The sequence below is a fragment of the Bradyrhizobium betae genome, from assembly GCF_008932115.1.
Classification (GTDB): Bacteria; Pseudomonadota; Alphaproteobacteria; order Rhizobiales; family Xanthobacteraceae; genus Bradyrhizobium; species Bradyrhizobium betae.
Map to the genome: position 1 here is coordinate 2,379,404 of NZ_CP044543.1, position 21,076 is coordinate 2,400,479.

Annotated in this window: 22 protein-coding genes; 6 read left to right on the forward strand and 16 right to left on the reverse strand. The window is 65.6% G+C overall.

Annotated features, from left to right (window positions below):
- Window positions 1-2 precede the first annotated feature (2 nt).
- From F8237_RS11345 to F8237_RS11355, 3 genes are all read right to left on the reverse strand, one after another.
- Window positions 3-1,571, reverse strand: a complete 1,569-nt coding sequence (locus tag F8237_RS11345; RefSeq protein WP_201280191.1) for a hypothetical protein — start codon at window positions 1,569-1,571, stop codon at window positions 3-5.
- 264 nt (window positions 1,572-1,835) lie between these two features.
- The gene (locus tag F8237_RS11350) at window positions 1,836-2,063 is read right to left on the reverse strand and encodes a hypothetical protein (RefSeq protein ID WP_151644657.1); all 228 of its coding nucleotides are present in this window, start codon (window positions 2,061-2,063) and stop codon (window positions 1,836-1,838) included.
- A 144-nt stretch (window positions 2,064-2,207) separates the two neighbouring features.
- Complete coding sequence (locus tag F8237_RS11355; protein WP_151644659.1) at window positions 2,208-3,392, reverse strand: DUF2125 domain-containing protein; 1,185 nt, start codon at window positions 3,390-3,392, stop codon at window positions 2,208-2,210.
- A gap of 110 nt (window positions 3,393-3,502) precedes the next feature.
- On the opposite strand from F8237_RS11355, the gene F8237_RS11360 reads away from it, so the two are divergent.
- Entirely contained in the window at window positions 3,503-4,114 is a 612-nt protein-coding gene (locus tag F8237_RS11360; protein WP_162005995.1) for a gamma-glutamylcyclotransferase, read from the forward strand.
- Here F8237_RS11360 and F8237_RS11365 read toward each other — a convergent pair.
- The 4 genes from F8237_RS11365 to ftsE all read right to left on the reverse strand — a co-directional run bounded on the left by F8237_RS11365 (window position 4,111) and on the right by ftsE (window position 7,484).
- The gene (locus F8237_RS11365; protein WP_151644663.1) at window positions 4,111-4,884 is read right to left on the reverse strand and encodes a lysophospholipid acyltransferase family protein; all 774 of its coding nucleotides are present in this window, start codon (window positions 4,882-4,884) and stop codon (window positions 4,111-4,113) included. The genes F8237_RS11360 and F8237_RS11365 overlap by 4 nt on opposite strands.
- A gap of 46 nt (window positions 4,885-4,930) precedes the next feature.
- Window positions 4,931-5,635 (reverse strand): YdcF family protein, encoded by a 705-nt coding sequence (locus F8237_RS11370; protein ID WP_151644665.1) that lies wholly within the window; start codon window positions 5,633-5,635, stop codon window positions 4,931-4,933.
- Between the two features lie 228 nt (window positions 5,636-5,863).
- Window positions 5,864-6,832, reverse strand: a complete 969-nt coding sequence (locus tag F8237_RS11375) for a cell division protein FtsX (protein ID WP_151644667.1) — start codon at window positions 6,830-6,832, stop codon at window positions 5,864-5,866.
- Window positions 6,825-7,484, reverse strand: a complete 660-nt coding sequence (gene ftsE / locus F8237_RS11380) for a cell division ATP-binding protein FtsE (protein ID WP_015688842.1) — start codon at window positions 7,482-7,484, stop codon at window positions 6,825-6,827. The genes F8237_RS11375 and ftsE overlap by 8 nt, the downstream gene beginning before the upstream one ends.
- 181 nt (window positions 7,485-7,665) lie before the next feature.
- Between ftsE and F8237_RS11385 the strand changes: the two genes are divergently transcribed.
- Both F8237_RS11385 and F8237_RS11390 read left to right on the forward strand, forming a co-directional pair.
- Entirely contained in the window at window positions 7,666-8,544 is an 879-nt protein-coding gene (locus tag F8237_RS11385) for an MJ0042-type zinc finger domain-containing protein (RefSeq protein WP_151644669.1), read from the forward strand.
- A gap of 50 nt (window positions 8,545-8,594) precedes the next feature.
- On the forward strand, window positions 8,595-8,969 hold the full coding sequence (locus F8237_RS11390; protein WP_151644670.1) for a response regulator: 375 nt from the start codon (window positions 8,595-8,597) through the stop codon (window positions 8,967-8,969).
- Window positions 8,970-9,114: 145 nt separating this feature from the next.
- Here F8237_RS11390 and F8237_RS11395 read toward each other — a convergent pair whose 3' ends face one another.
- Window positions 9,115-10,005 (reverse strand): DUF4175 family protein, encoded by an 891-nt coding sequence (locus F8237_RS11395; protein ID WP_151644672.1) that lies wholly within the window; start codon window positions 10,003-10,005, stop codon window positions 9,115-9,117.
- A gap of 3 nt (window positions 10,006-10,008) precedes the next feature.
- On the reverse strand, window positions 10,009-12,138 hold the full coding sequence (locus F8237_RS11400; RefSeq protein ID WP_151644674.1) for a TIGR02302 family protein: 2,130 nt from the start codon (window positions 12,136-12,138) through the stop codon (window positions 10,009-10,011).
- A gap of 166 nt (window positions 12,139-12,304) precedes the next feature.
- Between F8237_RS11400 and F8237_RS11405 the strand changes: the two genes are divergently transcribed.
- The gene (locus F8237_RS11405; protein ID WP_151644676.1) at window positions 12,305-12,688 is read left to right on the forward strand and encodes a carboxymuconolactone decarboxylase family protein; all 384 of its coding nucleotides are present in this window, start codon (window positions 12,305-12,307) and stop codon (window positions 12,686-12,688) included.
- Window positions 12,689-12,922: 234 nt separating this feature from the next.
- A complete protein-coding gene (locus F8237_RS11410) occupies window positions 12,923-13,831 on the forward strand; it encodes an NAD(P)-dependent oxidoreductase (protein ID WP_151644679.1) in 909 nt (302 codons plus the stop codon).
- 182 nt (window positions 13,832-14,013) lie between these two features.
- On the opposite strand, the gene lysA is transcribed toward F8237_RS11410, so the two are convergent.
- The 3 genes from lysA to argH all read right to left on the reverse strand — a co-directional run bounded on the left by lysA (window position 14,014) and on the right by argH (window position 17,084).
- On the reverse strand, window positions 14,014-15,279 hold the full coding sequence (gene lysA / locus F8237_RS11415; protein WP_151644680.1) for a diaminopimelate decarboxylase: 1,266 nt from the start codon (window positions 15,277-15,279) through the stop codon (window positions 14,014-14,016).
- A 23-nt stretch (window positions 15,280-15,302) separates the two neighbouring features.
- A complete protein-coding gene (lptM, locus tag F8237_RS11420) occupies window positions 15,303-15,593 on the reverse strand; it encodes an LPS translocon maturation chaperone LptM (protein ID WP_151644682.1) in 291 nt (96 codons plus the stop codon).
- A gap of 93 nt (window positions 15,594-15,686) precedes the next feature.
- Entirely contained in the window at window positions 15,687-17,084 is a 1,398-nt protein-coding gene (argH, locus tag F8237_RS11425) for an argininosuccinate lyase (protein WP_151644684.1), read from the reverse strand.
- Between the two features lie 105 nt (window positions 17,085-17,189).
- Between argH and tlpA the strand changes: the two genes are divergently transcribed.
- Complete coding sequence (gene tlpA / locus F8237_RS11430) at window positions 17,190-17,855, forward strand: thiol:disulfide interchange protein TlpA (RefSeq protein ID WP_151644686.1); 666 nt, start codon at window positions 17,190-17,192, stop codon at window positions 17,853-17,855.
- Here tlpA and F8237_RS11435 read toward each other — a convergent pair.
- The 4 genes from F8237_RS11435 to F8237_RS11450 all read right to left on the reverse strand — a co-directional run bounded on the left by F8237_RS11435 (window position 17,852) and on the right by F8237_RS11450 (window position 20,998).
- The gene (locus F8237_RS11435) at window positions 17,852-18,046 is read right to left on the reverse strand and encodes a hypothetical protein (protein ID WP_151644688.1); all 195 of its coding nucleotides are present in this window, start codon (window positions 18,044-18,046) and stop codon (window positions 17,852-17,854) included. The two genes, tlpA and F8237_RS11435, sit on opposite strands and share 4 nt — an antisense overlap.
- 177 nt (window positions 18,047-18,223) lie before the next feature.
- On the reverse strand, window positions 18,224-19,105 hold the full coding sequence (locus F8237_RS11440) for a 3-hydroxybutyryl-CoA dehydrogenase (protein WP_151644690.1): 882 nt from the start codon (window positions 19,103-19,105) through the stop codon (window positions 18,224-18,226).
- A gap of 193 nt (window positions 19,106-19,298) precedes the next feature.
- Window positions 19,299-20,249, reverse strand: a complete 951-nt coding sequence (locus F8237_RS11445) for an electron transfer flavoprotein subunit alpha/FixB family protein (RefSeq protein WP_151644692.1) — start codon at window positions 20,247-20,249, stop codon at window positions 19,299-19,301.
- Window positions 20,249-20,998, reverse strand: coding sequence for an electron transfer flavoprotein subunit beta/FixA family protein (locus tag F8237_RS11450; RefSeq protein ID WP_151644694.1), 750 nt, complete (start codon window positions 20,996-20,998; stop codon window positions 20,249-20,251). The genes F8237_RS11445 and F8237_RS11450 overlap by 1 nt, the downstream gene beginning before the upstream one ends.
- Window positions 20,999-21,076 lie beyond the last annotated feature (78 nt).

Below are 21,076 nucleotides of genomic sequence, written 5' to 3' on the forward strand. Positions count from 1 at the left end.
CGCTAGAACGGATAGTAGCGGATCTGCGTCATGACGACGTTGTCGTCGGTCTTCGGCGCGCCACCGACGCCGGCGAAAGCGAACCGCTGCGTGTAGGAATACTGCACGCCGGCTTTCAGCGTGCCGTAATTGCCCTGGTAGATGGTGTCGTATATCCCCGCCGTGATCTGGCGGACCTCCCTTGTGTTGCCGTTGCACGTCGCGGCCGGCGAGCTCTCGATGCCGCAGCCGGTGTTGTTGTAGAGCGGATTGCCATAGCCGAACGGCACCGTGCCGACATTGGCGAAATTGGCCTTGGCTTTTTCGAGACCTGCGTAGCTGTAGACCTCGAGGCTCGGCGTCGCATGCCAGATCAGGCCGACCGCCGCCGCCGTGATCGTCAGCGGCAGGATGGTGCCGTCCTGTGCGACCGCCGCGTCCGGGAATGGCGTCGCCGTGAAGCGGCCGAGCACGCCGCGCGAGCCATAGAGCTGAAGGTCGAGCGTTTTCGGAATCAGCTCGGCGTAGATGTGGCCGCCGAAACTTCCGGTGTCGTAGGTGTGATTGGCGTTGTTGAAGCGGTCGAACAGCTGGCGATAGAGCGCCCAGGCCTCGACATGCAGCTTGTAAGGCCCGAGCCGAGGGTCCCACGCCGCCTTCACCGTGACGTCAGGCACCTGGTTCAAGCTGACATTGTTGAGGTTGTTGAAGAAGCTGCCGCCCGGCCCGGTCAAATTGACCTGCAAATTCGGGTTGAGCACGCCCTGCGGTCCGGCGGCGGGGGTGCCGACGGAGGGCACGTTGCCGCCGAAGAACGCGGTCTGTGCATTCTCGACGGACGCGGCGAGCTTGAACTCGGGTCCGATGTCCTGCCAGACGCGCAAGCCCGGCTGCCGCGCGGCCAGAAATCCCGGAACGGATTCGAAATCGATTACGCCGGGCGCGTCGACGCCGCGAGGATCGATGCCGGACCTGGTCGGCGCGTTCAGCGACCAGGATTGTCCGGCGAGGAAATTTAGACCGAGATCGCTGCGATCGACCTCCAGGCTGAGCTGCCGCATGCGCGGATTGAACGAGTTGGTTGCAACCGAGCTCGCCGTCTGCGCCGCGCCTTCGAAGTCGATCTCGCCGTAGCCGGCCAGATGCGTGTCGGCATCGGCGTTGCCTTCCGCCAGCACCGAGAACCTGCTCTGGCGCGCGGAGAAGCGCGTTTCCGGAATGTTGAAGTTGCGGCTCTGCTGATAGGGGATGAAGTTGTAGACCGAGCCGGTGTCGGACGCGAGATTGCGCGAGCGGTAGATGCCGGTGAGATCGACCCAGCCGCCGAATGTCAGCGTGACGCCCTTGTAGCAGACCTTGCCAGCCGCGCATGGATCGGCGGCGAGCGTCTTGTAGCTTGCCGGCAGCTGGATTGACCTCGTCTGCGCTTCAACCTGCCGCTTCTTGCGTGCCTCCTGGTCCACGCGCTGCTGCAGTTCTTTCAGCTTCGCCTTCAGCGACTGGATTTCGGCTCCGACATTGTCGTCGGCACGCGCCTCTCCTGAACAGGCAGCGAGCATTCCGAGCATCAGTCCGCAATTGATGATCCGCACGTAGACCTCCCTCCACTTGGGAAACCCGCGCCGGCTGCGGCGCCTGCATGCTTCCCTGGTGTGGAGTGATTGGGGGCCGGCTGCGATTATTCTCGGCGGGCTGCATCTTCCGCATCACGTTTTCCTGACGGTCATGCTCGGAATAATTTCACGAGATCGCCGATCCGCACGTGCGATTGTCGCCATTGTCCGAGGTCGCGCGCATTGGGCCCGGCCGGGGCATGACCGAGCCCAACGACGCGACGTGCAAGTGGTGGACGGCATTTATTTGCCCTTGGTCGCGCGCATCACCGTGGGGCGCGGTGATTTCGGTGCGGGCACGGACGCCATCGTGTCCCGCGTTGCCGGGCTCGCAAGGCTGCGATCGCCGTTCGGATACATCGAGGCGTAGGCGGCCGGCTCCTGCGACTGCCATTGCCACTGCGCGAACGCGGGCGTTGCGAGCGCGGACGAGACCGCAATGGCGGCAACGAACAGTTTCGACTTGGTCATGATATCTCTCCTGCCTGGGCGAACCGCATCATCGTGCGGCCGACATGGAGAGAGAGCGGACCTTGCGGCTCCGCATTCCCGGCGTGCAATCACGATCCAGCGAAGAGATCGTGACGAGGGTTCTTCGCGCGAACGATGGAGAACCTAATACAACGGCGGGATCTGGCCGACCTTGACCGGGCCGAGCAGCACGGCGCCGTCGACGAATTTCAGCGGGAAGCTGCGGGCCTTCTTGCCTTCCAGCGTGCTTTCGGTGCCGATCGAATTGATGCCGGCGGCAAGTCCGGCATTGGCGTTCTGCTTGATGAGCTTGCCGAGACCAGGCACCGCGCGGTCGAGCGCGCCAAAGAGATTGTTGAGGTCCTGCGACTTCACGCCGGGCGCGACGCGGTCGAGCGTTGCCTGCGGCACGCCCTCTTCCAGCATCTTCTCGATACCGAGCGCCGGGATCACGCGCTCGAGGCCCGTCACCGTCATCTGCAGCTCGCCGTCGAGTCGGCCATTGGCCGAGAGTCCGAGCGTGCCAGCCGCGACCGCGATCATCTCGCCCTGCTGGATCCGCGACTGCACGATCTCGATATGGCCGCCGGCGGCCTGGATCTCGCGGAAGCGCTGCGGCCAGGGCTTTGGCGTGAGGTCGGAGAGGCCGGTGATCTTCGCGCGCGTGTCGGCTTCGAACGGCTCGGCCAGCAAGGGATGAACACCCTGGATGCTACCCTGCGCGATATGGGCCACGGTCTCGATCACGGGATGATCGGCCGGCGATCCGTCGGCGAGACGTCCGTGCAATTCGACCTGCTTGGCGCGCGCGAGCGGTACCTGCACGCTGCCGTCGAGACGGTTGAGGCTGGGATCGTCGAACACGATGGAGGCGCGGTCCGGGATTGCCGGCAGGCCGACCACGCTGCTGCGGCCCTTGCTCCAGTTCATCACGAAGGTGTTTTGCGTGACGCCGTCGGTCAGCGTCGCCGGCGCGGAGAATTCGGCGATGACGAGCTTGGGATCGTAGACCTGGGCGACGACCAGGATGTTGTCGAGCCTGGCCGTGAACGGCGTCTTGCTCGCATTCTGCGACACCAGGGCGACGCTGGCGCCCGAGCACTGGACCTCGAAGCGGAACGGGAAGCCCGCGATCGACCGCTTGGCGCAATCATAGATGCGGCCGGCTTTGGCCTCCTGCGCGCGCCAGGCATCTGCCGCCACCTCGGCCTGCGAGGCGGCATAGAACCAGAAGCAGCTCCACGCGACCGCGAGGATCAGGAGGAGAACGGGTGCGATGAAAAGGCCCCAACGGGAGCGCCGGCCTGCGGCAACGGTCATATCGGACATGCGGCGACCCTTTGACCCCAGATGATGGCAAATGTAAGCGAGGTTGGCTTGCGCCGAAAGGCGGAGAATTCGCTTCGCTTGGGGGCGCGGTTCTGGTAGCCGTGCCCGAAATGTCGGAAATCACCCTCCCCTCCGTCACCACAGCCAAGGGCGACCTCTGGGTGTTCGGCTACGGCTCCCTGATGTGGCGGCCGGGCTTCGAATTTACGGAACGCGTCCCGGCGCGGCTGGTCGGCGAGCATCGCGCGCTCTGTGTCTATTCCTTCGTGCATCGCGGCACGCCGGAAAAGCCGGGGCTGGTGCTGGGGCTCGACCGCGGCGGTGCCTGCCGCGGCATCGCCTTCCGCGTCGCCGAAAAGAACCGCACCGACGTCGTCGCCTATCTGCGCGCGCGCGAGCAGGTCACCTCGGTCTATCGCGAAGTGATGCGCTCGGTGTGGCTGGAGGGCGACGCGCGGCAGCGCGTTTCCGCGCTCGTCTATGTCGTCGACCGCGGCCATACGCAGTATGCCGGCCGCCTGTCGCTCGCCGATCAGCATCGCCACGTGCTCCAGGGCCACGGCCAGTCCGGCGCCAACCGCGATTATGTCACCGCGACGGTGAAGGCGATCGAGGCCGAAGGTTTTCGCGATACGCAATTGCATCAGCTCGCATTGATGCTGCATGGCGAGGCGCATTCCCCGCACGCTCCGGCTCCCGCGGAGGATCGAGAAAGCCGCTAGCTCTCCGACGGCGCGTAGCTCGGCGAGGCGCCGATGAGCTGCTCCTGCTCCTTGCGGCCCGCTTCGACGAGGCGGCCGGTCGCGTCTTCGATAGCGGTTTGCACGCGGAAGAGAAACTCGTCCTTCGGCAGGCCCGATGGCAGCGGATCGAGGAACTCCACCACCAGCGTGCCGGGATAGCGCATGAAGGTGCGGCGCGGCCAGAACAGGCCGGAATTGAGCGCGATCGGCAGGCACTGCACGCCGCAGGACGAATAGATCTGCGCGAAGCCGGTCTTGTAGTCGGGCGGAGCGCCCGGCGCGCGGCGCGTGCCTTCCGGAAAGATCACGAGCTGCCCGCCGCCGCGCACCGCATCGCGCGCACGGCGCGTCATGTCCAGCAGCGCCTTCACGCCGGCCTTGCGGTCGATCGCGATCATCCCGGTCTTGACCAGGAACTGCCCGAACACCGGGATTTGCATGAGCTGGCGCTTGAGGATGAAGATCGGGCGATTGAAGAAGCCCGGCAGCACGAAGGTCTCCCAGAACGATTGATGCTTGGCCACGATCACCAGTGGTCCCTGCGGGATCTTCTCCTGCCCGCGGAATTCCACCTTGATGTTGCAGACCACCCGCATCAGGAACAGCGTCGCCTGCGCCCACCATTTCGCGACCGTCAGCATGGCGCGCGGCGGCAATGCGAAGGTCGGCAGCGCCACGATCGCGAGGCACACCAGCACGGTGTAGAACAGCACGTTGAACACGAGCGAGCGCAGGAAAATCAAGAACATCGACGCTCCGAATAATTTGCCGATTAATTTGCCGATCAATTACCGGTCAATTGGCCTGTGCGGTGGCGGGCCGCTTCTGCTGCAGCCCGGGAGGCTGCTCCGACATCTCGGGCGAAAGGTCAATCCCGAAATCCTCCAGCCTCACCCTGAGCTCGGCCGCGATGTACTTGACATATTCGGACATCAGCAGCCGCAGCGTCGAGGCCGAGGTCCACCACGGCTCCTCGCGCCATTTGTCCCCGACCACCGCGAACGGGATCAGTGTCGCCTCTGGCATCGCGTGCGAGAATTCCACCAGCGCGCGCGGCATGTGGTAGTTCGAGGTGACCACGATCAGCGATTTGAAGCCGCGCCCCTCGGCCCAACGCCGCGCCTCGGCCGCGTTGCCGCGGGTCGAGACCGCGGTGCGATCGAGATCGACGCAGCAATGCATGAAGGACTGGTTCTCCGGCAACGTCCGCGAGATGTCGCTTGCCGTCGAGGTCGGATGCACGCCCGAAATCAGCAGTCGCTTGCCGTAGCCGGCCGCCAGCAGCTCCATCGCATCCGACACCCGCGAAGAGCCGCCGGTCAGCACCACGATGCCGTCCGCCTTGCGGTCCGGCGCGATCTCGGCGCCGCGCAATTGCGACAGGAACGCGACGAACCCCGCCGCCGCGCCGACGAAGACGAGCGCGATCGTCGATACCAATGCCGCGCGCAGCCAGCCGCGCGGCAATTTCGGCGATCGATCGTCGGTCGGCGAGGTCATGTGATGTCGGTGATCCCTTCCCCGGATGATTTTAGGACGTTTTGAGGCGAAGTGGAGTCCGGTTTCTTCACCCTCTCCCCTTGTGGGAGAGGGTGGCTCGCCGCTAAGCGGCGAGACGGGTGAGGGGTTCTCTCCGCGAATGATCTTGCACTGAGTACGCGGAGAGACCCCCTCATCCGGCGCTCCGCGCCACCTTCTCCCACAAGGGGAGAAGGAAGAAAACTGCACTCAATCCACATCATTCAGCGTCGCGAACAGCGTCTGGCGCGAGGCGACGGCCGTGATGGCGCCGATCAGCACCGCCTGCACCGCGAGCACGGCATAGCCGGACGGCCGCAGCGAGAAGGTGCCGAGCAGCGCGGCGAACTGGTCGCCCACGGGGGTTCCGGAAAACCAGCCGGCGATCGACTCGGAGAAGCCGAACACCAGCATGGCGGCGCCGCCGCCGATCACGCCGCCTTCCAGGCCGAGCCTGAGGAAATGGCGAAGGAAGCGATTGGCGATGTAACGGTCGCCGGCGCCGACGAAATGCAGCACCTCGACGATCGGGCGGTTCGCCGCCATGGCGCCGCGAGTCGCGAACGAGACCGAGATGATGGTGGCGACGATGACGAGCGCGAGAATGCCGAGACCCGCGAGCACCGTGGCGTTGGTCATCGAGCGCATTCGTTCGATCCAGGCGCGGTGATCGTCGACGCTGGCGCTTGGGGCCGCCTGGGTCACGCGGGCGCGCAAGGCGCCGAGATCGAGCGCCGTGCCCGGCTGCACGCGCGCGATGATCAGGCGCGGCACCGGCAGATCGTCCATCGACAATCCGGTGCCGAGCCAGGGCTCGAGCAGCTTGCCGCTCTCGTCCTTGGTAAACGGTTTGACTTCGACGATGCCGGCTTGTGCGCGCATCGCCTCGGTCACCGCCGCGGTGTCGCGATCGAGATCGCGGCCGGTCTGCGGGCGGACCTGGATGGTGATTTCGCTCGCGACATCCGACTGCCATTCGGCGGCGGAGGCGCTGACCAGCAGCACCGTGCCCGTGGTCATCGACGCCAGGAACGTCATGATGGCGACGACGGCGACCAGCGCGCGGCCCTGGATCGAGGCGCGCGGCACGATCGGCGACATGTTGCGCGCCCTGGCCGGAAGCTGCGGACGCTCTTGTCCGAGGTCGACCAGCACGCCGCGCTCATCGGTCCTACTCATAGACGTGCAGCCGCCCCTGATGCAGCACGAAGCGACGCGCCTCGTACTGGTCCATCAGGGCAATGTCGTGGGTGGCGATGATGACGGCCGTGCCGGACTTGTTGAGCTCGATGAAGAGCCGCAGCAGGCGGCGCCCGAGCGTCGGATCGACGCTGCCGGTCGGCTCGTCCGCGAGCAGGAGCTGCGGCCGCGAGATCACAGCGCGCGCGATCGCGGCACGCTGCTTCTCGCCGCCGGACAGGATCGGCGGCAACGCGTCCATGCGCTCGCCAAGCCCGACCCATTTCAGGAGGTCGATGACCTCCTTGCGGTAGCTCGACTCGCTGCGGCCCATGACGCGGAACGGCAGGGCCACGTTCTCATACGTCGTCATGTGGTCGAGCAGGCGGAAATCCTGAAGCACGATGCCGATGCGCTTGCGCAAATCCGCGATCTCGTCCTTGCCGAGTTGCGAGACGTCGTGGCCGAACAGATTGACGAGGCCCCGCGTCGGCCGGTGCGACAGAAACAACAGGCGCAGCAATGACGTCTTGCCGGCGCCGGACGGGCCGGTGAGGAATTGGAACGAATGCGCCGGGATCTGGAAATTGAGGTCGCGCAGGATCTCCGGCCCCAGACCGTAACGCAATCCGACATTTTCGAACCGAACCAAGTTCAGCTCCGTTCGAGAGGTGGCGACAGCCGCGCCGCGACGCTCCGCCACACGCGATCAAGGGGTTGTGCGGCCGTTATGGTTTCCGGTTCGTTAACGGTCGGCCTGTAGCATTTGGGGTGCCCGGCTCTCCCGGACCGGGGCATCGTCAAGACCTGTCCGTGCATCAAGGCTCGTGTCCATGCATATCGTCTGCCCCCATTGTACGACATCCTACGCCATCAAGCTTGGAAGCCTCGGGGCGAACGGCCGGACGGTCCGTTGCTCCCGCTGCAAGGAGACCTGGGTCGCCTATGCAGAGGATGCCATCGAGGAGGCCTCCGTCCCGGCCATGGCCGCCGCCAGCCGGGGCAACGACCAGTCCGACCTCGCCGCAGAGTGGAACTCCTACGCCGAGGACGACGGCGCCGCCGATACGCCTGTTGTCGACAGCCCATCGATCGCCAGCGACTGGCCGGCCGAGGATGCCAAGGAGATCGAGGACGAGTGGTCAGCGGCCGCCCGTGCCGCCGAGGAAGACGTCGCCGGCGCGCAGCACCAATCCTGGTTCCGTAGCCTGTTCCCCCGTCGCGGCGCGCGGGTCAGCCGCCCGTTCGCCACCACGGCTCCGCGAAAATCCTATTTCGGCCTGCCGGCCGCCTGCGCCGCCATGGGCGCGCTGGTGCTGGCGCTGGTGATCTGGCGCGGCGACATGGTGCGGCTGCTGCCGCAGACGGCGGCTTTCTACAAGATGGTCGGCTTTGAGGTGAACCTGCGCGGGCTGGCCTTCAGGGACGTCAAGCTCTCCAGCGAGACCGTGGAGGGTAAACAGGTATTGGTGATCGAGGGCGTCATCGTCGGCCAGGGCAAGAAGCCGCTCGATATCCCGCGCTTGCGCTTTGCGGTGCGCGACGCGCAGGGCGCCGAAATCTACGCCTGGAATACCGTGCTGGAGCAGACCGTGCTGCAGCCCGGCGAGCGCGCTTTCTTCCGGTCGCGCCTCGCCTCGCCGCCGCCGGAGGGCCGCAATATCGACGTTCGCTTCTTCAACCGGCGCGACATTTCCGGCGGCAGCGTATAATCAGCGACGCAGGGTCCCGCACGGGAAGGCGCGTCCCAAGGGTTGGTCTGATGCCGAAAGTCTTGATCGCCGACGACGAGGATTCGATGCGCCAGCTGGTGGCGCGCGCCATCGCCATGGACGGCCACCAGACCGTCACCGCGCAGGACGGCGCCGAGGCGCTGGAGATCCTGACCCGCGAGGACGGCGCGTTCGATCTCCTGCTCACCGACATCCAGATGCCGGTGATGGACGGCATCGCACTCGCCCTCTCCGTCGCGCGCGATTTCCCGGATCTGACCATTTTGCTGATGACCGGATTTGCCGATCAGCGCGAGCGCGCCTCGAACCTGAACGCGCTGGTGCATGACGTCGTGACGAAACCGTTCTCGGTCGCGGACATCCGCACCGCGGTGGCGGACGCGCTGGCGGCGAAGAGGGGCTAGCGGCGGGACTGTGTGCCCTGCATTCCGCTGTCATGCCCCGGCTTGACCGGGGCATCCAGTACGCTGTGGCTTCTCGGTTCAATCACAGTCGTCTCTGGAATACTGGATGGCCCGATTAAATCGGGCGATGACACCGGATGTAGCGTCAGAAGTCCTTCAGCAAGCGCTCGAGATAATCGAGCTCGATCTGCGGACGGGCGGGATCGCTCAGGCGGCGGCGGAGCTCTTCGAGGATGCGGCGGGCGCGCTGGGCGTCGATCTCGCCGGGAATCTTGACCGTGTAGTCGTCGCTATATTCCTTGCCGCGGAGCGGCCGGCCCAACGGGTCGGTCCGTTCGCCGTTACCCTGCTGGCGTCCGACAGCCTGGCCGGGGCCCTCGCCGTCGCCCGGCTCCTGGCCTTCGCCCTGTTGCTGCCCGCCCATCGAGTCGGCCAGATCCTGCATGCCCTTGCGCAGGGCGTCGATGGCCTTGCCCTGCGATGTCGCCGCGCCGTCGGAATCGCCCTCGCCGATCTGATTGCCGGCGTCGCCCATGGCGTTCTCGGCAGCGTCGAAGCCGTCATCGCCATCCTGGTCGCCGTCCTGACCCTGCTGTCCTTGTTGGCCCTGCTGCCCCGGCTGCTTCTGCCCGCGCTGGCCCTTCTGACCATCCTGCTGCAGGCCCATCTCGGCGAGCTTCTTCTTGAGGGCCTCGAGCCGCTTCTTCAATTGCTCCTGCCGGCCCTGAGTATCCTGAGATCCCTCGCGCTGGGCCGATGGATCGTTCGGATCGGGATAGAGATATTTCTCCATGTCCCGGATGGCCTTGGACTGCTGGCCGACGCTGTCGTCCGCGTTCTTGTCCTTCAGGCTGTCGGCGGATTGCTTCATCGACCGATCGGCACTGTCGAGCAGCGCGTCCAGACTCTTCTGATCGGCGCGCGACGACTGGGCCAGGCAGAGCGAAGCCGTGGAACAGGATAGCGCCAGGGCGAGGCATGCCGTCGCAAGCCCTCCCCGTGTCGTCCCGTTGTGCCAGATCGAGATGTGCTTCATGAGCTATCTGCTCCCCTGGGATTCACGCCAGGTCTTGAGCTCTTCACGCAAGGCTTCCTGCTGCTTTGCCAGATCCTGCAGCTGATCGCTGGTGGCGCCACGGGTCTTCTGCCGCAGTTCCCTCGATTTGCGCAGGATCTCCGCGACCTTGGGCGGCAGAGGCTTGGTACGCGGACCGCGCTTGGCGTCCTTGCTCTGGCGGTCGGTTTCGTCCCGAAGCGCGTTCTGCTCGCGGAGCAGATCGTTGAGCTCGCGCGCGATCTCGTCCATCTCGCGCTGTTCGGCGCTGGGCGGCCCCGGGGGCCGCTCCAGCAAACGCGCCAGCCGGTCCAGCTCGCGCGCAGCCGCGTCGCGGTTGCCGCGCTGGATCAGCCGCTCGATCCGCTTCATCTGGTCGTCGAGGCCGACGGCCGGCCGTGCCAGCGGATTGTTGCGCATCTGCTGCGCATACTGGCGCATGTAATTGTCCAGCGCGGTCCGCAGATTGTCCATGAGCTTCTTGAGCTCTTCGTCGCTGGCGCCGCGCTGAAGCGCCTGCTTGAGCGCATCCTGCGCCGCGCGCAGCGCCTTGGCGACGTCGCTGATGTTGCCGTCCTCGATCGTCACCGCCAGCGCCCACAGGCTCGCCACGACCTCGCGCAGGGAATCGTCGGTGCGCGCCGCCTCGAGCTGGCGCGCGACGCTGTGGAGGCCGAGATACTGGCCGGCTTCCGGTGTGAACATCTCGGGCGCGATCATCAGCGCGTCGAGCGCGGTGTAGACGTCGGAATTCCTGTTGGCGTCGAGCGCGAGGATGCGGCGCTGCTCGATCAGCGCGCGGGCCAGCGGCTTGGTGAACAGCCGCCCCGGCAGGCGCATGTTGAAGGGTTCACTCTTCGCTTCGTTGCCGGCCTCGTCCTTGGCGGTGAGCGTCAACGTAACGTCCGCGCCGGAATAGGGATCCTCGCTGAGGTCCTTCACCGTCTGGCCGACGCCGTTGCGGGTCCGCGCATTGGGCAGCGTCAGCGGGAATTGCGGCGGCTGGTATAGCGGCCGCGCGGCCTTGCCGTCGGTATCCCTGGTCGCGTCCTTGGCCCCTTCCGTGCCGTCGGCGGCGCGCGGAACGATCTGCGCGGCGGCGCCGGTGACGCCGTAATCGTCCTCGATCTTGTAGGAGAGCTGCAACGCGCCATAGGCCTGACGTTCGGGATCCTTGGCGAGCGCGATCGTCGGCGCGCGGTCTGGCATCGCCGTGAAGGCCCATTGCGGCTGGCCCGAGGGCGCGCGGACATGCGCGCTGCCGTCGCCCGCGATGGTGAAATGCTTCTCGTTGGTGCCCTTCGGCGCGGCCTCGGTGGGCACGACCTCCTTGAGGCCGCCGGAGATGGCGACGTCCAGACTGCCGCCCGACGAGCGCACGATCAGGGTCGAGCCGGCGGGCACCGCGAGCGGACCGCTGGCGGGCAGCGCCGCGGCTTCCTTGTTGGCGGCGGACAGTATGATCGGCGGCTTGCCGGTGTAGAGCGGCGGGCTGACCCAAGCATCGACGCGGACGTTGGTCGGTGCCAGCACGCCGTTCCAGTCGAACGCGGCCCCGAGCCGCATCGCGCGCTCGCTGCCGGCGGCGAAGAAGGTCGCGACCAGCATCACCATGACCAGCGCCCGCAGCGCCCAGGGATCATGCAAGGCAAGGCGCGGATGCGGCAGACCGGCACGGATACGCTTGAGCGAGGCCAGCGTGCGCTCGCGCTGCGCCTGCCACAGCGCCCGCGCGATCGGGTCCTGCGAGGTCAGCGTGTCCGTGAGCGTCGTCGCCGGGCGGTGCCGGATGCCGGAGCCGCGGTCGAGCCGGGCCAGAGCCTCTTCGCGAGCCGGCCATCGGAAACGAATCAGGGGAGCAAGGGCGGCAATTGCGATGCCGGCAAAGAGGACGAGACCAATGGCCCGGACGACCGACGGCAGCGCCAGCCACAGACCGGCCCATGACACCACCAGGAACAGGCCGACAACCGTCAACAGCCGAGCCAGATGCGGCCAAGCACGCTCCCACGCGATGGCATAAGTAGCCCGTTGCAGGGCCTGCGCCAGCTTCAGCCGCGACAGAGCGTCGCCATCGCGGATCGGGTCTGACGGGTCGGGTGTGACGCCGTTCAATCAACTCTCCAGGTTGCCCGGGAGAGAAGCGTACCACAACGGCAGCACTGAGGCATCCGTTCCGGTACGGGAGAGCCCCCTTTTCCCGCATAACACGAGGACGTGACTGGCCCGCCGCAACCCCGTACTTTCCGCGCCGCCATCCAAGGGAGACAGAGGGAACGCCATGGACAAGAAGATGCACGACAAGGGCCTGGAAGTCCGCAGAGCGGTGCTGGGCGAGGCCTATGTCAACAACGCCCTGAAGAACGTCGACGACTTCAACCGTCCGTTCCAGGAGATGCTCAACGAATATTGCTGGGGCACGGTGTGGGGCCGCGAGGAGTTGCCGCGCAAGACCCGCAGCATGCTCAACGTCGCCATGATCGCGATCCTCAACCGCCAGCACGAGTTTCGCGCGCATCTGAAGGGCGCGCTCACCAACGGCGTCAGCCGCGACGAAATCCGCGAAATCCTGATGCAGGTCGCGATCTATGGCGGCATGCCGGCCGCGGTCGACAGCTTCCGCATCGCGCGTGAGGTGTTCGCGGAGATCGACGGCAAGGCGTGAGGAGGCCGGTCTCTCTCCTCCGTCATCCCGGGGCGCGCGAAGCGCGAGCCCGGGATCCATAACCACAGGACGACGTGGTTAGCAGGACTCGGATTGACCGCCTTCGCGCAACGACTTCTCCCTGGGGGTATGGGTCCCGGATCTGCGCGCGCTTTGGGCGCGCTTGTCCGGGACGACACCGAGGGAGGAGCGCACATCTTCATAACAACAAAGCAACCAACACAAGGAAACACCATGGACATCGGATTCATCGGCCTCGGAAACATGGGTTTCCCGATGGCACGGCGGCTCATCGAGGCAGGCCACAAGCTCGTCGTGTTCGACACGCGCAAGGAGGTCACGGACAAGCTCGTGGCCCGCGGCGCGACTGCTGCGACATCGCCGAAGGACGTCGCCGACCAGGTCGAGACCGTGATGGCGAGCCTGCCCTCGCTGCAGGCTTCGCTCGAGGTCGCCACGGGGGCGAACGGCGTGATCGAGGGGAGCCGCGCCAAGCGCTTCATCGATCTGTCCACCGTCGGCTCGACGATGGCGACGAAGATTCACGGCCTTCTGGCAAAGCGCAACATCGTGCAGATCGACTGCCCCGTCTCCGGCGGCGTCGGCGGCGCCGAGAAGGGCACGCTGGCGGTGATGGTGTCAGGACCGAAAGTGGAGTTCGAGCTGCTCAAGCCCGCGCTCGACGTGATCGGAAAGGTGTTCTTCATCGGCGAGAAGCCGGGCGCGGCGCAGACCATGAAGCTCGCCAACAATTTCCTGTCCGCCACCGCGATGGTGGCGACCTCGGAAGCGGTGGTGATGGGCGTCAAGGCCGGGCTCGATCCTGCCGTGATGATCGACGTCATCAACGCCGGCTCGGGCATGAACACCGCCAGCCGCGACAAGTTTCCGCGCTCTGTGCTGCCGCGAACTTTCGACTTCGGTTTCGCCACGGGATTGATGGTGAAGGACGTGCGCCTCGCGCTGGAGGAGATGAAGTCGCTCGGCCTGTCGATGGAGGTCGCGGACGCGGTCGGGCGGCTGTGGGAGACGATCATCAGCGCGGAAGGTGCCGATTCCGATTTCACCGCGGCGATCAAGCCGATCGAGAAGAAGGCGGGGGTTGTGGTTGGTGGTGCAAAGGGTGGAGTGACAGGGAAGTAGCCATCCCACACACCTCTCGTCATCCCGGGGCGCGCGAAGCGCGAGCCCGGGATCCATAGCCACAGGGAGAAGTTTGGCGAAGACTCGGAGTTACCGGATCCGCGTCACAACTCCTCCCTGTGGTTATGGGTCCCCGCGTACGCGGGGACGACACCGAGATTGTTGCGCGGCCTTTCAGCCCCTCACAACCACGGCGCCGGCTTATCCATCGCGATGAGTTGCTCGACCTCGATGCGCGGGCGCACCACGGCGTATTGGTCGCCCTTCACCAGCACCTCGGGCACCAGCGGCCGCGTGTTGTAGGTGCCTGCCTGCACAGCGCCATAGGCGCCCGCGGTCATGATGGCGATGAGATCGCCGGGCTTCGGCGTCGGCAGGGTGCGGTCCAATGCGAGATAGTCGCCGGTCTCGCAGACAGGGCCGACGACGTCGGCCACCATCGTAGCCGCGCCCTTCGCAGCTTGCGTCACCGGCAGGATGTCGTGATGGGCCTCGTACAGCGTCGGCCGGATCAGATCGTTCATCGCTGCGTCGATGATGACGAAGTTCTTGCCGTCGCCGTGCTTCACATAGATCACCTTGGCGACGAGGATGCCGGCATTGCCGACGATCATGCGGCCCGGCTCGAACATCAGCGTGCAGCCGAGATTGTGGCTGACACGCTTGACCATGGCGGCATAGACGTCGGGCGCCGGCGGCGCCTCGCGGTCCATGTAATAGGGAATGCCGAGGCCGCCGCCGAAATCGACGTGGCTGATGTCGTGACCGTCGGCACGCAGCGTCTGCACGAATTCAGCAAGGATGCGGAACGCGGTCTCCATGCTGGTGAGGTCGGTGATCTGGCTGCCGATATGCACGTCGGTGCCCGTCACCTCGATGCCCGGCAGCTTCGCGGCGCGCGCATAGACCTCGCGGGCATGCACGATCGGGATACCGAACTTGTTCTCGGATTTTCCGGTCGAGATCTTGGCGTGCGTGCCGGCATCGACGTCCGGGTTGACGCGCAACGAGATGCGCGCGGTCTTGCCCATCTCGGTCGCAAGCCGCGACAACAGCTCGAGCTCGGGCTCGGATTCGACGTTGAGGCAGAGGATGTCGGCGGCCAGCGCAGCGCGAAGCTCCTCCTCCGTCTTGCCAACGCCGGAGAACAGGATCTTGCTGGCGGGGATGCCGGCGGCCAGCGCGCGCTTCAATTCACCGCCGGAGACGACGTCGGCGCCGGCGCCAAGTTTCGCCAGCGTGCGCAGCACCGACTGGTTGGAGTTCGCCTTCATGGCGTAGCAGACCAGCACCTTCTCGCCGGCGAAAGCGTCGGTGAAAACGCGGTAATGGCGCTCCAGCGTCGCGGTCGAATAGCAATAGAACGGCGTGCCGACGGCTGCGGCCAGCTCGGACAGGTTCACCGCCTCGGCGTGCAGCACGCCGTTGCGATAGTCGAAATGGTTCATGGCGTTGGCTCAGTTGCTCCAGCCTATCGGCTGGGTCTTTCGTCCAGGAGCGGGTCGAGAATGAACGGCTTTTTCTTGCCCTTGGTCGCAGCAGGCGCTGCATCCGCACCGTAGGTGGGATTGAACACGCTCGGCGTCTTCTGGGCTTCGGTCTCGGTGTCGGTCGGAGCTGCGATATTGGCCGTGGACGCGCTGGACGCGGTCGGCGGCAGATCCAGCGGGCCCTTGCGGCCGCAGCCGGCAAGCGCGAGCGCCGTCAGGCTCAAGACAATGATGGCCCACCCCGAGCCGGCCGGGCGAAACTTTGACGTCACGACGAAATCCCCACTACGCGGGGCGCACCATACAGAGATTGGCGCGCTCTGGCGAGAGCCGGATGACCATGAAACATAAGCGAAATTTTGCCCTCAGCCCAATTTTCGCTCTTTTTCCAGCCGCTTCGCCCAGGCCTTGGCCTGGGCCGCCACGTTCTTCGGCGCGGTGCCGCCAAAGCTGGTCCGGCTCTTCACCGACGATTCGACCGAGAGCACGCCGAGCACGTCCTTGGTGATCTTCGGCTCGATCGCCTGCATCTCCTTGAGCGGTAGCTCATGCAGCGCCACGCCGCTCTCGGCGGCCTTGGCCACGATGCGGCCGGTGACGTGGTGGGCGTCGCGGAACGGCATCTTCAGCGTCCGCACCAGCCAGTCGGCGAGATCGGTCGCGGTGGCGTAGCCCTCGCCCGCCGCCGCCTTCATCCTCGGCTCATCCGGCACGAGGTCGCGGACCATGCCGGTCATGGCGCGAATGGCCAGCGATAGCGCGGCGAAGCCTTCCATCGCGCCCTGCTTGTCCTCCTGCATATCCTTTTGATAGGCGAGCGGCAGGCCCTTCATCACGATCAGCAGCCCGTTGAGCGCGCCGATGACGCGGCCGGTCTTGGCGCGCACGAGCTCAGCAGCATCCGGATTACGCTTCTGCGGCATGATCGAGGAACCGGTGGTGAACTTGTCACTGAGCCGGATCAGGCCGACCAGCGGCGAGGTCCAGATCACGATCTCCTCGGCAAAGCGCGACATGTGCACGGCGCAGATCGAGGCCGCCGACAGCGTCTCCAGCACGAAGTCGCGGTCGGAGACCGCATCCAGCGAATTCGCCATCGGGCGGTCGAAGCCGAGCGCCTTGGCGGTGGCGTGACGATCGATCGGGAACGAGGTGCCGGCGAGCGCGGCGGCGCCGAGCGGGGATTCATTGAGCCGCTTGCGCGCATCCTGGAAGCGGCCACGGTCGCGCGCGGCCATCTCGACATAGGCGAGCAGATGATGGCCGAACGTCACGGGCTGCGCGGTCTGCAGATGCGTGAAGCCGGGCATGACGGTCGCGGCATGCTCGAGCGCGCGGTTGACCAGCGCCGCCTGGAACGTGGCGAGGGCGGCATCGGTCTCGTCGAGGATATCGCGGACATAGAGACGGAAATCGGTCGCGACCTGGTCGTTGCGCGAGCGCGCGGTGTGCAGGCGGCCGGCGGCGGGGCCGATCAGCTCCGACAGGCGGCTCTCGACGTTCATATGGATGTCTTCGAGCGCGCGGTTGAAGGTGAAGCCGCCCGAGCCGATCTCTGACAGAATCGTGTCTAGACCCTTGCCGATATTTTTCGCATCAGAAGCCGTGATGATGCCCTGGCTGGCCAGCATCGCGGCGTGGGCCTTGGATGCTGCAATGTCCTGGGCAAAGAGGTGACGATCGACGTCGATGGAGACGTTGATCTCTTCCATGATCTCATCGGGGCGTTCCGAGAACCGGCCGCCCCACATCTTGTTGCTCATGATCCCCTGCTCACGCCTTGCCTGCCGCTCGTCACGTTTGCTGGCCGGAGCCAGCCGTACTAAGAGGCCCCTGATAGCCATATCTGCGACCGGATGACAAACGATATGCTCGACCCGAAGCCCTCCGCCACGCGCCGGATCCCCCTCGTCATCGCCACCGTGGCGATCGGGGGGCTGGCCGGCTTCGCCGCGCTGTACGGGCTGGGCCTGGGCCGGGCGCCCTCAGGCGATCCGGCCTGCAAGCCGGCGGTAGCCACGGCCTCGAGGATCGCTCCGCTCGCTCATGGCGAACTGGCCGCCCTGACCATGGCGAGCGCGCCCTTGAAGCTGCCGGACCTCACTTTCGAGGATGCCGAAGGCAAGCCGAAAAAGCTGTCCGATTTCCGCGGCAAGACGCTGCTGGTAAACCTCTGGGCCACCTGGTGCGTGCCGTGCCGCAAGGAGATGCCGGCGCTGGACGAGCTCCAGGGCAAACTGTCGGGGCCGAATTTCGAGGTGGTGGCGATCAATATCGACACCCGCGACCCCGAAAAGCCCAAAACCTTCCTGAAAGAGGCCAATCTGACCCGGCTCGGCTATTTCAACGACCAGAAAGCCAAGGTTTTCCAGGATCTTAAGGCCATAGGCCGGGCCTTGGGCATGCCGACCTCGGTGCTGGTCGACCCGCAAGGCTGCGAGATCGCGACGATCGCGGGGCCGGCGGAATGGGCAAGCGAGGATGCGCTCAAGCTGCTCCGGGCCGCGACGAGCAAGGCCGCCGCATCGCTTTAGGCCGTGACGTTGAGATTTCCGCCGACGCCGGCGCCGACATTGGCGAGCGAGGGCTGACCGGCGCCGAGCAGCGTCAGGACGGTGGATTTCTCCGCATCCGCGTTCTGCTTCATCAGCGTCGCCGAAATATTCGACTGCACCGCGCCTTGCTGAGCGGCCAGCATGGTGCTGACCATCGCCATCATGTCCATTACGCAAACCCTCGTACCGGGCGAGAGCCTAGGGGCGATGGGTTAACGCGACATGAATTGTCACGACGCGGATGCTGTAGTGTGGGTTAGCCGAAGGCGTAACCCACCACTGTTCACATCCGCAGATACAGAAGTGGTGGGTTACGCTGCGCTAACCCACCCTACGGCACCGCCACCTTACCGCGTCGGAACCGGCTTGGCGCCGCGGTAATCGTAGAATCCGCGCTGGGTTTTGCGGCCGAGCCAACCCGCCTCGACGTACTTCACCAGCAGCGGGCACGGGCGGTATTTGGAGTCGGCCAGGCCCTCGTGCAGCACCTGCATGATCGACAGACAGGTATCGAGGCCGATGAAATCGGCCAGCTCCAGCGGACCCATCGGATGATGCGCGCCAAGCTTCATCGCCGCGTCGATCGCCTCGACGTTGCCGACGCCTTCGTACAGCGTGTAGATCGCCTCGTTGATCATCGGCAGCAGGATGCGGTTGACGATGAAGGCCGGGAAATCCTCGGAGACCGCGACCTGCTTGCCGAGCTTGGCAACGAATTCCTTGGACGCCTCGAAGGTCGAATCGTCGGTGGCGATGCCGCGGATCAACTCGACCAGCTCCATCAGCGGCACCGGATTCATGAAGTGAATGCCGATGAAACGCTCGGGCCGGTCGGTGGCGGCGGCCAGCCGCGTGATCGAGATCGACGACGTGTCGGAAGCGACGATCGCTTCCGGCTTCAGCACCGCGCAGAGCTCGTGGAAGATCTTGCGCTTGACCTCTTCCTTCTCGACCGCGGTCTCGATCACGAGATCGCAGTCGGCGAGGTCGTCGAGCTTCTCGGCCAGCGAGATGCGCGCCATCGCCTTGACCTTGTCGTCCTCAGTGACGCCCTTCTTGGAGACCTGGCGCGCCAGATTGCCATTGATGGTGGCCATGCCGGATTTGAGGCGGTCGGCCGAGATGTCGTTCAGCACCACGTCGAAGCCGGCCAGCGCCGCGACATGCGCGATGCCGTTGCCCATCTGACCCGCGCCGATCACGCCGACCTTCTTGATCACTGCCGCCATAATGTCATCCACCGGAACGGCGCGCATATCGCGCCTGCTTAATTCCCCGAGCCGGGAGGTCCGATTTAACCAGAACCTTGGCTCGAAACCTAGATTGGATCGCTTCCCCGGCGTGCCCCACGCCAAAGAAAACGCCTCGAAAAAGAAACACCGGCCGGAGTGTAGCACTCCGGCCGGTGTTTTTATCGCGTTTTTACTTGCCGAGCTTGGCGAGCGCGTCGGTGAGCTCAGGAACCGCCTGATAGAGGTCGGCGACCAGGCCGTAATCGGCGACCTGGAAGATCGGCGCGTCCTCGTCCTTGTTGATCGCGACGATCACCTTGGAGTCCTTCATGCCGGCCAGATGCTGGATCGCGCCGGAAATGCCGACCGCGACGTAGAGCTCGGGGGCGACGACCTTGCCGGTCTGGCCGACCTGCCAGTCGTTCGGCGCATAGCCGGCGTCCACCGCCGCGCGCGAGGCACCGACGCCGGCGCCGAGCTTGTCGGCGAGCGGCTCGATGTATTTGGCGAAGTTCTCGCGGCTCTGCATGGCACGGCCACCGGAGACGATGATCTTGGCCGAGGTCAGCTCGGGACGGTCGCTCTTGGCGACTTCCTCGCCGACGAAAGACGACAGGCCCGGATCGGCCGCAGCCGCCACGCTCTCGACGGCGGCGCTGCCGCCTTCACCGGTTGCGGCGAAGGTCGAGGTGCGGACCGTGATGACCTTCTTGGCGTCCTTCGACTTCACCGTCTGGATGGCGTTGCCGGCATAGATCGGACGCTCATAGGTATCGGGCGCGACCACCTTGATGATCTCCGAGACCTGCATGACGTCGAGCAGGGCGGCGACGCGCGGCATCACGTTCTTGAAGCGCGAGGTCGCGGGCGCGACGATCGCGTCATAGGACGGGGCCAGCGAGACGATCAGCGCGGCCAGCGGCTCGGCGAGATCGTGCGCATAGGGCTCGCCTTCGGCGACCAACACCTTGGCGACGCCCGCGAGCTTGGCGGCCGCATCGGCCGCAGCCTTGGTGCCCTGCCCGCCGCCGGCGACCAGCACGTGGACATCGCCGCCGAGCTGCGAGGCCGCAGTCAGCGCCTTGTTGGTGGAGTCCTTGAGGACCTCGTGTTCGTGTTCAGCAATCAGCAACGTCGTCATCAGAGCACCCCGGCTTCGTTCTTGAGCTTCGACACCAGCTCGGCGACGTCCTTGACCTTGACGCCGGCCTTGCGGCCCGCGGGCTCAGCCGTCTTCAGAACTTCGAGGCGCGCGGTGACGTCGACGCCGTAGTCGGCAACGGTCTTGTCCGCGATCGGCTTCTTCTTGGCCTTCATGATGTTGGGCAGCGAGGCATAACGCGGCTCGTTGAGACGGAGATCCGTGGTGACGATCGCTGGTCCCTTCAGCTTCACCGTCTGCAGGCCGCCGTCGACTTCGCGGGTGACCTTGAAGTCGGAGCCTTCGACTTCGAGCTTCGAGGCGAATGTCGCCTGCGACCAGCCCAGCAGCGCAGCCAGCATCTGGCCGGTCTGATTGCTGTCGTCGTCGATCGCCTGCTTGCCGAGAATGATCAGGCCCGGCTGCTCTTCTTCCGCGACCTTCTTCAGGATCTTGGCGACAGCGAGCGGCTCGACGATGCCCTCGGCCTTCACCAGGATGCCGCGATCGGCGCCCATGGCAAGACCGGTGCGTATCGTCTCCGACGCCTGTGCAGGTCCGATGGAGACCACCACGACTTCGGTCGCCTTGCCGGCTTCCTTCAGGCGCAGCGCTTCCTCGACCGCGATTTCGTCGAACGGGTTCATGGACATTTTGACGTTGGCGAGTTCAACGCCCGATCCATCGCTCTTGACGCGGACCTTGACGTTGTAATCGACCACCCGCTTTACCGGCACCAAGACCTTCATCGATCCTCTTTCACTCAATTTGGGAGGGGGGTTATCAACTGGCGCGGAACCTAAAGGCCTGATCCGGCCCGGTCAACG

What these genes read in the sequence shown, in the direction of transcription:
- F8237_RS11350 (WP_151644657.1), bottom strand. Translation starts at nt 2,063, where the DNA reads ATGACCAAGTCGAAACTGTTCGTTGCCGCCATTGCGGTCTCGTCCGCG.
- F8237_RS11355 (WP_151644659.1), bottom strand. Translation starts at nt 3,392, where the DNA reads ATGTCCGATATGACCGTTGCCGCAGGCCGGCGCTCCCGTTGGGGCCTT.
- F8237_RS11360 (WP_162005995.1), top strand. Translation starts at nt 3,503, where the DNA reads ATGTCGGAAATCACCCTCCCCTCCGTCACCACAGCCAAGGGCGACCTC.
- F8237_RS11365 (WP_151644663.1), bottom strand. Translation starts at nt 4,884, where the DNA reads ATGTTCTTGATTTTCCTGCGCTCGCTCGTGTTCAACGTGCTGTTCTAC.
- F8237_RS11370 (WP_151644665.1), bottom strand. Translation starts at nt 5,635, where the DNA reads ATGACCTCGCCGACCGACGATCGATCGCCGAAATTGCCGCGCGGCTGG.
- F8237_RS11375 (WP_151644667.1), bottom strand. Translation starts at nt 6,832, where the DNA reads ATGAGTAGGACCGATGAGCGCGGCGTGCTGGTCGACCTCGGACAAGAG.
- F8237_RS11385 (WP_151644669.1), top strand. Translation starts at nt 7,666, where the DNA reads ATGCATATCGTCTGCCCCCATTGTACGACATCCTACGCCATCAAGCTT.
- F8237_RS11390 (WP_151644670.1), top strand. Translation starts at nt 8,595, where the DNA reads ATGCCGAAAGTCTTGATCGCCGACGACGAGGATTCGATGCGCCAGCTG.
- F8237_RS11395 (WP_151644672.1), bottom strand. Translation starts at nt 10,005, where the DNA reads ATGAAGCACATCTCGATCTGGCACAACGGGACGACACGGGGAGGGCTT.
- F8237_RS11405 (WP_151644676.1), top strand. Translation starts at nt 12,305, where the DNA reads ATGGACAAGAAGATGCACGACAAGGGCCTGGAAGTCCGCAGAGCGGTG.
- F8237_RS11410 (WP_151644679.1), top strand. Translation starts at nt 12,923, where the DNA reads ATGGACATCGGATTCATCGGCCTCGGAAACATGGGTTTCCCGATGGCA.
- lysA (WP_151644680.1), bottom strand. Translation starts at nt 15,279, where the DNA reads ATGAACCATTTCGACTATCGCAACGGCGTGCTGCACGCCGAGGCGGTG.
- argH (WP_151644684.1), bottom strand. Translation starts at nt 17,084, where the DNA reads ATGAGCAACAAGATGTGGGGCGGCCGGTTCTCGGAACGCCCCGATGAG.
- tlpA (WP_151644686.1), top strand. Translation starts at nt 17,190, where the DNA reads ATGCTCGACCCGAAGCCCTCCGCCACGCGCCGGATCCCCCTCGTCATC.
- F8237_RS11435 (WP_151644688.1), bottom strand. Translation starts at nt 18,046, where the DNA reads ATGGACATGATGGCGATGGTCAGCACCATGCTGGCCGCTCAGCAAGGC.
- F8237_RS11440 (WP_151644690.1), bottom strand. Translation starts at nt 19,105, where the DNA reads ATGGCGGCAGTGATCAAGAAGGTCGGCGTGATCGGCGCGGGTCAGATG.
- F8237_RS11445 (WP_151644692.1), bottom strand. Translation starts at nt 20,249, where the DNA reads ATGACGACGTTGCTGATTGCTGAACACGAACACGAGGTCCTCAAGGAC.
- F8237_RS11450 (WP_151644694.1), bottom strand. Translation starts at nt 20,998, where the DNA reads ATGAAGGTCTTGGTGCCGGTAAAGCGGGTGGTCGATTACAACGTCAAG.